The following is a 9,448-nucleotide window of genomic DNA, read 5'->3' as shown; positions in this document are numbered from 1 at the left end:
AAGAAAAAATAACAAAAATGCTTTAAAAAAAGAATTATTAAGATGAGTAGTTAATATGGGGCGGGAGATTAGGTTCTTGAGCTATAAACGAGTCTATTTCAGCAGATATGGCTTTTTCAACTATAGTTTTTATCAAAGGGGTAAATATACCATCTTCTCCAAAAAAGTTGTTTTGCAATGCTATCCTTTTTACAATCTCATTAACATCAATACCTTTGAGTAGCTTTTGAGTTTCCTGTTCACTAAAATTCATAACTGGTCAAACCTCCTAAAAAAGTTAAAATATTTTACACATTTTCATTCTGGTTTGACGCAGAGTAATGAATGGTCTCTTTATTGTTAACCTTTAATAACAAGTAGGGGTTTAAGCTTTGCAACTTTTTTGGCAATGTTGGCTTTTATCGTTATATCAATAACTTCATCTATGTCTTTATAGGCTAGGGGTGCTTCTTCAAGCAAGCTTTTTTTTGAATCTCCAAGAAGCAGTATACCTTTTTGTTTTAATTGAGTTATTAAGTCTTGATTTTTTAGTGTTTTTATGGCTTGCCTTCTGCCCAGGATTCTACCTGCACCATGACATATACTATTTAGAGTTTGATCTGACTCATTGGCAACTAAAATATAAGAGTTACTACCCATTGTACCTGGTATAAGGATGGGATGACCTGTATCAAAATAACGTGAATTTTTTAAAGCTGAGTGTTTTGCATAAAATGCCCGTGTTGCACCTTTTCTGTGGATTATTAATTTTTGGTTTTTGCCATTTATGTTATGTTGCTCTATTTTTGCGATATTATGAACAATATCGTAAATTAATGTGTAGTTAATGGGCTTTTTTAAAATCTCAAAAATTATCTGTAAAGCTTTAAAACCTAAAATTTGCCTGTTTGCAAAAGCATAATTTGCAGCTTGATTTGCTGCTTCAAAGTAATCTTTAGCTAATTTGTCAGAAAATGGTAAGCTGGTAAGTTCTTTATTTGGAAACGATAATTTTTTTTGGTTAGCGCTTTCTTTAAATAATCTTAAATAGTCAATTGCAATTTGGTGACCAAGACCCCTTGAGCCTGTATGTAAGAGTAAGATAGGGTAGTTCTGATAAATACCAAAAGCACTGGCTATTTTTTTATCGAATATCTCTTCAACTTTATCGATTTCTAAAAAATGATTACCACTACCAAGCGATCCAAGCTCTGTTTTTCCTCTTTCTATAGCATCATTTGTAAGACAATCATTGTTAATTTCTATACGACCATTATCTTCTATTGCCTGAAGGTCCAGTTTTTCTCCAAAACCATTTTTTATTGCAAATTCAGCACCTTCAAATGTTACCTGTCTGAGTTTTTTTTCGTTTAAATAGTAGATTGCCTTATCACTTACAGCGCCTTTTGGAATTTGTGCATATAGTCCATATAGAATCTTTTCCGCGTGTTTTTGCACTTCTTCAACATCAACATTTAAGCTAATAGCTCTAACACCGCAATTTATATCATATCCAACACCGCCAGGTGATATGATACCTTCTTCATAATCAAAAGCAGCAACACTTCCTATGGGAAAACCATAGCCTTGATGTGCATCGCTCATTAGTAAAACTTTTTTTATGCCAGGTAGTTTTGTTATATCTAAAGCCTGTTTTAAAGTATCATCTTCTTCAATTTTTTTTAGAATTGTTTTGTTTGCGTAAATTTCTATATCAACAGTATTTGTTTTGATTTTATAGAAGTAATCTGTAACTTTTTCAATATTAAACATCAAAAACTACCTTTAAAGTAAACATATCGCCTTTTTGGAATATTTTATTATCCAGGTATGTTGCGGCTTTTATGTAATGGATTAAATTACCGTTAAACAAACGTGCAAAAGCTTTAATTTCAAAATTTTTTTCTTTTGTTTCTTTTACATAAATTCTATATGGGACATATTTTTCAATATAAAATGTCTTTAGAAAAAAATTTAACGCATCAACTATACCGTCTTCCAGGTTACCTTTTATTTCAAAAAAGAGAACTTTTTTTTCTTTACCTAACATAGGTTTTTTGCCCAATAGGTATTCAAAACAAGCATATATTGCTTCTTTTATTAGTCCTTTTTTGGTTTTAGATTTTATTATTATTGCAATATCGCTTGAGTAATCTTCTATTTTTCGCATACAAAAATTACTTTTTTTGGTCCTTGTACACCACTTACAAGTGTTTTTTCTATATCGGCTGTTTTGCTTTCCTGTGAAACAAAAATAAAATATGCACCTGGTTTTTTTTGCTTTGCAAGATTATAGGCTTCGATGAGGTTTTCTTTTATATCGTTAAAGCTAAATAAAATGTAGAGTGTTTGAACATTCATTATTTTTTCTAATTTTTCTTTTTTATCAATGTCTATTATAGCTTGAGCACTTTCAGCTGATACACTGAGAGCTTTCACAAAGCCAGTGTTGCCTAAGCAGTCGTAATCTTTTGAAATATCAAGCCCAATTTCAGCCAAAAAAACAAAACTTTGAACTTCTAATAGCTCTATTTTGTTGATTTTTAAGGATTCTTTTAGTTTATTAATCATAAAATAACCTTGTCTTTAAATATTTTGTTTTCGTAATTATAAACAATAGGTGTGCCAGTTGGTATTTCAACTTTTATAATTTGGTTTTCATCCAAATTTTCTATGTATTTTGTAATAGCTCTCAAGCTATTTCCATGAGCTACAATTAAAACATCCTTACCATCTTCCAGTTGTTCGACAACTTTTTGTTTGAAAAAAGGTAGTGTGCGTTTCAGATTGTCTTTTAGCGATTCTCCACCAGGTGGTGCTACATCAAAGCTCCTGCGCCAGAGTTTTAACTGTTGTTCGCCATATTTTAAACCTACTTCTTTTTTGTTTAAACCCTGTAGTGTGCCATAATATCGCTCATTTAATTCTTTTTTTTGTATAATTGGTATTATTTCGATACTGCTTGCATAGTTTGACCATTTTTTCATCTTTCCTTTTGTGTGAATAATAACGGGTGTTTTTTGCGTGTCAAGTTTTGATAGTAAAATTAGTGCTGTTTGTATAGCCCTTGCTAATTTTGAAGTATACACAATATCTATGTTAAATTTTGAGAGCTTTTCACCTGCATTTAATGCCTCAAAAATGCCCTTTTGGCTAAGAGGAATGTCTACCCACCCGGTAAATAAATTTTTATCGTTCCAAATTGATTGACCATGTCTTATTAAAATTAAATGTGACATATTTCACCCCCTTGTTATATTAGCATTTTTTTGCCTACTTTCAAGTTTAACTATTGACATAAGAATTATTTTAATTTAGATTAGCTTTATGTGTATAGACGAAATTTTTGAAATTCTACGCCAGAAAGTTGATAACTACGAGAAAAGACAATCTCAGATAGAAATGTCAAAAGATATATATCATTTGATGTTAAACGGACAAATAGGTTTAATTGAAGCACCAACAGGTACTGGCAAAAGTTTTGCTTATCTTGTTGCAGCAAGTTTATTTGCAAAAAAATTTAAGAAAAAAACAATTATTGCAACGAGTACTATTAACCTTCAAAAACAGCTTATCCTGAAAGATATACCTGTAATTAGAGAGATTTTTGGCGATATTGTATTTGAAATAGCTCTTGGTAGACAAAATTATGCTTGCAAGAGAAAATTTTATGCATATGCAGCGAGTATATTTAGCAATATAGATGACCCTAAATCGTTTTTATCAGGTTTAAAAAATGGTACAAAAGATGAATTCGACTTGCTTGAAGAAGGTTTATTTGAACAAATAAAATCTGATAAGGATTCTTGTATGGGACGTTTTTGTCCGCAATTTCGGAATTGTTTTTTCTTCAATGCAAGATCAAGACTAAAAGATGCTGATATCGTTATCACAAATCATCACCTTGTTTTTAGTGATTTGTTTGAGATAGGAGAAGTATTTGATACAATTGATGTGATTATTTTTGATGAAGCCCATAATATTGAAAAAAATCTAACAAGCTTTGCGACATTATCATTTAATTTTTATGACCAGCTAAATGCAATTAAAAATTTTTTTAATATTATGGGTAAATTAAGACTATTTGAGCTAATAAGTAATGCTACAAAGACAATGGATGGTATCAAAGAAGAATTATTAAAACTTTCTAATTTGATTGATTTTAGCGTAAACTATGACGAAGAGTTTGCAAAGACATATTTACTGAATATCTTAAAATTACAAGAACAGCTTGTATTTGATTTTGTTAGTTTTAAAGACAGGATTGATATTGAGCTAAGTATTGATTTTAAAGCTATTATTGATAAATTAAATTTCAATCTCAAAATACTTAAATCTTTTGCAAATCAAGATGCTCTATCATGTGTTTACTGGCTTGAAAGATTTAAAGACGTGATGTTATTCAATATCACAAACTTAAATTTTGCTGATTTGCTAAGAAAAAATTTATATCCAAAAGTTGAAAGTATAATTTTTACTTCTGCTACACTTTCTATTAATAGTGATTTTAGTTTTATAAAAAACATTCTGGGTATAGAAGATGCATTTGAAAAAACATTTAAAACGGAGTTTGACTATAAAAAACAAGCCAGACTTTTTGTAATAAACAATATAAATAACCCACAAAGTAACAATTATGAAGAAGATATTGCAAAGTTGGTTTTGAGTGTTGCATCAAACTTTAATAAAGGAATTTTAGTGCTTTTTACATCATATAAAACTTTAAATGAAGTCTACAATAAAACAAATACCTTACTCAATGATTTTGGTTATAATGTTTTAAAACAAGGTTTTATGGATAACTACAATATGCAAAAAGTATTTTTTAAAAGCAAAACTATACTTTTTGGTGTAAATAGTTTCTGGGAAGGAATTGATATAAAAGGAGATAATCTATCTTGCGTAATTATTACAAAACTACCTTTCGAAGTACCCACACACCCGATTGAAAAAGCAAAGTACGCTAACTTTGCACAAAAAGGTAAAAATGCATTTATAGATTATTCTCTTCAAAAAGCAATACTTAAATTCAAACAGGGGTTTGGCAGATTGATTAGAACAAAAAAAGATACTGGCTTTATTATTATTGCAGATAACAGGTTGTTAAAAAAATCTTATGGTAAAATTTTTTTGAAATCGCTCCCAGAAGTTTATATTGAGATTAAAAGCGTTGAGGATTTACATTTAAGCCAAGATATTTAATCATATCCAGATCATCTTGAATACTGCGACCTTTTTGTGTTAAATAATCACTTACCATTATTCCATTTGCTCCAGCAAAAAAAACTAGCGCATGAAGTTGTTTTAAAACATGTTCTCTACCACCACATACTCTTATATCTTTGTCTGGCATTATAAATCTGAACATGGATATAATTTTTAACGCTTCAAATGGTTCAAGAGGTTTTTGGTTTTCAAGTGGTGTACCTTTAATACTAATCAAAAAATTTATGGGTATAGAATCAACATCTAAATTTTTAAGCTCAAAAGCAAGACTAATTCTATCTTCTAAAGATTCGCCTATGCCAAATATACCTCCGCTGCAAACATAAAAACCTAGCTGTTTTGCAACTTTTACAGTATTTACATCATCATCGTAGCTGTGCGTTGTGCAGATTTTTGGAAAAAATTCCCTTGAGGTTTCTAAGTTGTGGTGAAACTCCAAAAGTCCAGCTTTTTTTAACTCAAGAAGCTGATTTTTTGTTTGCAAACCAATTGATACACCAGGTATCAAAGCTAATTTTGAAATCTTATTGATAGAATTTTTAAGATTTTCAAAATCCTGTTTGTTATTTAAGCTAAGTCCACTTGTTACTATGCTGAAGCGCTCAACTGGATAATTTGCAATGTATTTTGCTTTTTGTTCAATAGTACTTGGTGGTAGAAAATCGTAAGATTCAATATTTGTATTAAAGTGAGCCGATTGTGCACAAAAAGCACAGTTTTCGCTGCAACGTCCGCTTTTTGCATTTACAATCGAACACAAACTTATTGTATTTCCTTTAAAAAATTGTCTTAATTTGTTTGAAACGCTAAACAGATCCAGCATGGCATTTTGTGGTGTTTTTAAAATATCCATTGCATTGTTAAAGTCTATATTTTTTTCCAAAGCTTTATCAAAAAGCCTGTCTAAATGCATTACTCCTCCAACATGTTAATTAAGCAAAGTATATAAAATTAACATTTGAATTTCAACTATTTGTTGGTTATAATTTAAAAATATGGAAATTGAAACCTTAGTTGTTGGTGTACTGGAAACAAACTGTTATATAGTGCATAATAACAAACAGGCGATTATAATTGATCCAGGTAGTGATGCAAAAAAAATAATAAATATTATTGAAGAAAAAAAATTACACCCAAAACTAATAGTTAATACTCATTACCATTTTGATCATACAGGTGCTAACCTGGATATAAAGATTGCTTTTAATATACCTCTTGCAATTGGTATAAATGATGCAAAATATTTAGAAGATGCCTATATTGATGCTCATTTATTTATGATCGATGCTAAAAAGTCGCCAAAAGCTGATATTTTGCTTAAAGAAGGCGACGAAATCAATCTTGGCGATATTAAATTTATTGTCATTGAAACACCCGGACATACTGTTGGCTCAATTTGTTTGTATAACAAAGATAATCATGTGCTCTTTAGCGGAGATACACTATTTTATGAATCGATAGGCAGGTATGACTTACCAACTGGAAATTATAACCAACTAATGAATTCACTTAAAAAAATACTTACTTTAGACGATGAATGTGTTGTCTACCCAGGGCACGGTCCAAAGACAACCATAAAACACGAATTATCAAATAATCCGTTTATTTAATAAAAAAGGGGAAAACTTCCCCTTTTTTATTTACTCTTCTACTTTGATAGATTCAGTTGGACATGCTTCAGCTGCTTCTTTGATAACATCAATAGAAGCGCCATCAGGATTTTTTACCTGAGCTTTTCCATCAACCATTTCAAATACATCAGGTGCTGTATCAACACATACTTCGCAACCAATGCATGTTGACTGATCTACTGTAACTTTTGCCATACAAACCTCCGCTTTTTTTTTGGATTGTAATATACTATTTAAATTGTGTCAAGTGCAATTGCTTTGTATAGGTTTTAAAATAATGCTTGAAAAATTACTGTTAATAGGCTATAAGAACTCATATGAATGTATCTGTTGTAATTCCTACATTAAACGCGCAAAAAACAATAGCTGCTGTTCTTTTAAGATTAAGACAGGAAGATATTAAAGATATTATTATAATAGATAGTTCATCGGATGATAATACGCAAAAAATTGCAAATGCTTTTACAGATAGAGTTTATGTAATTAAAAGAGCAAATTTCAATCATGGTTTAACTAGAAATTTAGGACTTAATCTGGCAAAATTTAATATAGTTGTATTTTTAACTCAAGATGCTATTTTGTGTAAAGACTCAATTGCAAAGCTAATTAGAAATTTTGATCAAAAAGATGTAGCTATTGTCTATGGTAGACAATTGCCTCATAAAAATGCAGATGCTTTTTCTAAACATTTAAGATACTTTAATTATCCAAATTACTCTATAAAAAAGACTTTTGATAAAAAAGATGTGTATGGTGTAAAATTAGCATTTAACTCTAACTCGTTTTCAGCATATAAAAAGGATGTAGTGCAAAGTCTAGGCGGTTTTCCAAAATTGGATTTTGGTGAAGATGTATATATGGCTGCAAAAGTTTTGATTGCAGGATGGGCTGTGTATTATGATAGCAAAGCTTGCGTTTATCACTCCCATAATTATAGCTTAAAGGAAGAATTTGAGCGTTACCTGGCTGTAGGTAAGTTTTATAAATCACAAAATTGGATTACACAAACATTTGGTAAAACTACCAAAGAAGGTTTAAACTATATTACTGATCAATTTAGTTTTATTGCTAAATCAGGTAGATTTGAGTTGCTTCCTCAGTTTTTACTTAAAGATGTATTAAAGTTTTTTGCTTATAAAATCGCTTAAAATGGAGGTTTTATGCCATTTGAGTTTGAAAAAGCTAATATAAGTGGTGTTTTGCTTATAAAACCTAAAGTATTTTTTGATGAGAGAGGTTTTTTTTTAGAAACTTACAAAAAAAGCCAGTTTTTAGAAGCAGGCATTAGTGAAGATTTCTTTCAAGATAATTTTTCTTTTTCAAAAAAAGGTGTTATAAGAGGGTTACATCTACAAAGAAAACCAAAACCACAATCAAAGCTTGTAAGATGCGTCCAAGGCAAGATACTGGATGTTATAGTTGATGTGAGGCTAAACTCAAACACGTTTGGTAGCTGGTTATCTTTTGAGCTAAATGATAGCAACCAGCATATTTTGTATGTGCCAGAAGGCTTTTTGCATGGGTTTGTTGTGTTAAGTGATACTGCAATTGTCCATTACAAAGCTTCAAATGAGTATTGTCCAGACTGCGAAGATGGCGTGATTTTTAATGACAAAACGCTTAATATTGATTGGAAAGTATTTAAACCTATCGTATCACAAAAAGATATGCTTCTTAAAAGTTTTTTAGAGTTTGAGGCATACAAATGATATTGGTTTTTGGTGGCAATGGCCAGCTTGCAAAAGCTTTTAAATTTTGGTTTGAAAAAGAAAATAAAAAATTTATTGCTTTAGACAGAAAACAGTGTGATGTAACAGATTATCTTCAACTAAAAAATGTGTTTGAAACCTTTAAACCAAGAATTGTTATAAATGCTTCTGCATACAATTTAGTGGATGAGTGCGAGGTAAATTACTTTGAAGGCTTTAAAGTAAATGCTTTTTCAGTAGCTCATATGACAGATTTATCTAAAAAATTTGGCAGTTTTTTTGTTCATTATAGTACTGATTATGTGTTTGATGGTTCAAAGTGTGGTTTGTATTGTGAAAATGATAAACCAAACCCGCTAAATGAATATGGAAAATCCAAACTTTTAGGCGAGAAATTTTTATTGGAGTCTCAAAGTGAATGCTTAATTTTGCGTACCAGCTGGGTTTATGGTAACTCAAAAAACAACTTTATATCAAAACTTATGGGTTGGTGTAAAAACAATGAATATCTAAAAATTGCATATAATGAATTTTCTGTTCCAACAAGTGCTTATGATATTGCTTATTATAGTTTAATTGCAATAAATAAAGGTTTAAGAGGTGTTTATCATTTGGTTAACAGTGGTTTTTGTTCGAGATTTGAGTGGGCAAAGCTGACACTTTCTTTGCTTGGTATCAATAAATTTTTGTATCCAGTAGATAGGTCAATATTTAATCTTAAAGCAAATAGGCCATTTTTTAGTGCTATGTCAAACGAACTTTTTTGCGGGAATTTAAATGTTGAAATTAGAGATTGGCAAAATGCTTTAATTGATTTTTTGCAAAATTACTATGAAAAATAAAACTAAAGAATATATTTCAATCTTAATAATAGCTTTTTTTGATTTTATTGCTTTTATCGTC

Annotated in this window: 12 protein-coding genes; 5 read left to right on the top strand and 7 right to left on the bottom strand. The window is 30.2% G+C overall.

All coding sequences use genetic code 11. From position 1 onward, the window contains the following. Nucleotides 1-37: 37 nt before the first annotated feature. From Q0C22_RS05450 to Q0C22_RS05430, 5 genes are all read right to left on the bottom strand, one after another. Nucleotides 38-253, bottom strand: coding sequence for a hypothetical protein (locus Q0C22_RS05450; RefSeq protein ID WP_291492574.1), 216 nt, complete (start codon nt 251-253; stop codon nt 38-40). Between the two features lie 86 nt (nt 254-339). After that, complete coding sequence (locus Q0C22_RS05445) at nt 340-1,752, bottom strand: RtcB family protein (protein WP_291492572.1); 1,413 nt, start codon at nt 1,750-1,752, stop codon at nt 340-342. Next, nucleotides 1,745-2,149 carry an archease gene (locus Q0C22_RS05440; protein ID WP_291492570.1) on the bottom strand — a complete coding sequence of 135 codons (405 nt, stop codon included), beginning with the start codon at nt 2,147-2,149 and terminating at the stop codon, nt 1,745-1,747. Before Q0C22_RS05440 ends, Q0C22_RS05445 begins: the two co-directional genes overlap by 8 nt. Continuing rightward, nucleotides 2,137-2,550 (bottom strand): LUD domain-containing protein, encoded by a 414-nt coding sequence (locus Q0C22_RS05435; protein WP_291492568.1) that lies wholly within the window; start codon nt 2,548-2,550, stop codon nt 2,137-2,139. Before Q0C22_RS05435 ends, Q0C22_RS05440 begins: the two co-directional genes overlap by 13 nt. Beyond that, nucleotides 2,547-3,218 (bottom strand): 2,3-bisphosphoglycerate-dependent phosphoglycerate mutase, encoded by a 672-nt coding sequence (locus Q0C22_RS05430; protein ID WP_092127934.1) that lies wholly within the window; start codon nt 3,216-3,218, stop codon nt 2,547-2,549. The genes Q0C22_RS05435 and Q0C22_RS05430 overlap by 4 nt, the downstream gene beginning before the upstream one ends. Before the next feature lie 88 nt (nt 3,219-3,306). Between Q0C22_RS05430 and Q0C22_RS05425 the strand changes: the two genes are divergently transcribed. Continuing rightward, nucleotides 3,307-5,181 carry a helicase C-terminal domain-containing protein gene (locus Q0C22_RS05425; RefSeq protein ID WP_291492564.1) on the top strand — a complete coding sequence of 625 codons (1,875 nt, stop codon included), beginning with the start codon at nt 3,307-3,309 and terminating at the stop codon, nt 5,179-5,181. Here the strand turns inward: Q0C22_RS05425 and bioB are convergent. Beyond that, nucleotides 5,141-6,118: a biotin synthase BioB gene (bioB, locus tag Q0C22_RS05420; protein ID WP_291492561.1), complete on the bottom strand. Its 978-nt coding sequence runs from the start codon at nt 6,116-6,118 to the stop codon at nt 5,141-5,143. The two genes, Q0C22_RS05425 and bioB, sit on opposite strands and share 41 nt — an antisense overlap. Before the next feature lie 82 nt (nt 6,119-6,200). Here bioB and Q0C22_RS05415 point away from each other — a divergent pair, with 82 nt between their 5' ends. Then, nucleotides 6,201-6,815 (top strand): MBL fold metallo-hydrolase, encoded by a 615-nt coding sequence (locus tag Q0C22_RS05415; RefSeq protein WP_291492559.1) that lies wholly within the window; start codon nt 6,201-6,203, stop codon nt 6,813-6,815. 30 nt (nt 6,816-6,845) lie between these two features. Here Q0C22_RS05415 and Q0C22_RS05410 read toward each other — a convergent pair whose 3' ends face one another. Continuing rightward, a complete protein-coding gene (locus Q0C22_RS05410) occupies nt 6,846-7,031 on the bottom strand; it encodes a ferredoxin (RefSeq protein WP_025392153.1) in 186 nt (61 codons plus the stop codon). Between the two features lie 122 nt (nt 7,032-7,153). Between Q0C22_RS05410 and Q0C22_RS05405 the strand changes: the two genes are divergently transcribed. Genes Q0C22_RS05405 through rfbD form a run of 3 tightly spaced genes read left to right on the top strand, consistent with a single transcriptional unit; the run spans nt 7,154 to nt 9,387 of the window. Next, complete coding sequence (locus tag Q0C22_RS05405; RefSeq protein ID WP_291492557.1) at nt 7,154-7,984, top strand: glycosyltransferase; 831 nt, start codon at nt 7,154-7,156, stop codon at nt 7,982-7,984. Nucleotides 7,985-7,996: 12 nt separating this feature from the next. After that, nucleotides 7,997-8,545, top strand: a complete 549-nt coding sequence (gene rfbC / locus Q0C22_RS05400; protein ID WP_291492555.1) for a dTDP-4-dehydrorhamnose 3,5-epimerase — start codon at nt 7,997-7,999, stop codon at nt 8,543-8,545. Continuing rightward, nucleotides 8,542-9,387 carry a dTDP-4-dehydrorhamnose reductase gene (gene rfbD / locus Q0C22_RS05395; RefSeq protein ID WP_291492553.1) on the top strand — a complete coding sequence of 282 codons (846 nt, stop codon included), beginning with the start codon at nt 8,542-8,544 and terminating at the stop codon, nt 9,385-9,387. The genes rfbC and rfbD overlap by 4 nt, the downstream gene beginning before the upstream one ends. Nucleotides 9,388-9,448 lie beyond the last annotated feature (61 nt).

Origin of the sequence: Desulfurella sp., from assembly GCF_023256235.1 — a bacterium.
Classification (GTDB): domain Bacteria; phylum Campylobacterota_A; class Desulfurellia; order Desulfurellales; family Desulfurellaceae; genus Desulfurella.
This window is presented reverse-complemented; position numbering and strand designations above follow the sequence as displayed.

Excerpts from the sequence above, each read along its gene's own strand:
- Q0C22_RS05450 (WP_291492574.1), bottom strand. The coding sequence starts at position 253 with ATGAATTTTAGTGAACAGGAAACTCAAAAGCTACTCAAAGGTATTGAT.
- Q0C22_RS05445 (WP_291492572.1), bottom strand. The coding sequence starts at position 1,752 with ATGTTTAATATTGAAAAAGTTACAGATTACTTCTATAAAATCAAAACA.
- Q0C22_RS05440 (WP_291492570.1), bottom strand. The coding sequence starts at position 2,149 with ATGCGAAAAATAGAAGATTACTCAAGCGATATTGCAATAATAATAAAA.
- Q0C22_RS05435 (WP_291492568.1), bottom strand. The coding sequence starts at position 2,550 with ATGATTAATAAACTAAAAGAATCCTTAAAAATCAACAAAATAGAGCTA.
- Q0C22_RS05430 (WP_092127934.1), bottom strand. The coding sequence starts at position 3,218 with ATGTCACATTTAATTTTAATAAGACATGGTCAATCAATTTGGAACGAT.
- Q0C22_RS05425 (WP_291492564.1), top strand. The coding sequence starts at position 3,307 with ATGTGTATAGACGAAATTTTTGAAATTCTACGCCAGAAAGTTGATAAC.
- bioB (WP_291492561.1), bottom strand. The coding sequence starts at position 6,118 with ATGCATTTAGACAGGCTTTTTGATAAAGCTTTGGAAAAAAATATAGAC.
- Q0C22_RS05415 (WP_291492559.1), top strand. The coding sequence starts at position 6,201 with ATGGAAATTGAAACCTTAGTTGTTGGTGTACTGGAAACAAACTGTTAT.
- Q0C22_RS05410 (WP_025392153.1), bottom strand. The coding sequence starts at position 7,031 with ATGGCAAAAGTTACAGTAGATCAGTCAACATGCATTGGTTGCGAAGTA.
- Q0C22_RS05405 (WP_291492557.1), top strand. The coding sequence starts at position 7,154 with ATGAATGTATCTGTTGTAATTCCTACATTAAACGCGCAAAAAACAATA.
- rfbC (WP_291492555.1), top strand. The coding sequence starts at position 7,997 with ATGCCATTTGAGTTTGAAAAAGCTAATATAAGTGGTGTTTTGCTTATA.
- rfbD (WP_291492553.1), top strand. The coding sequence starts at position 8,542 with ATGATATTGGTTTTTGGTGGCAATGGCCAGCTTGCAAAAGCTTTTAAA.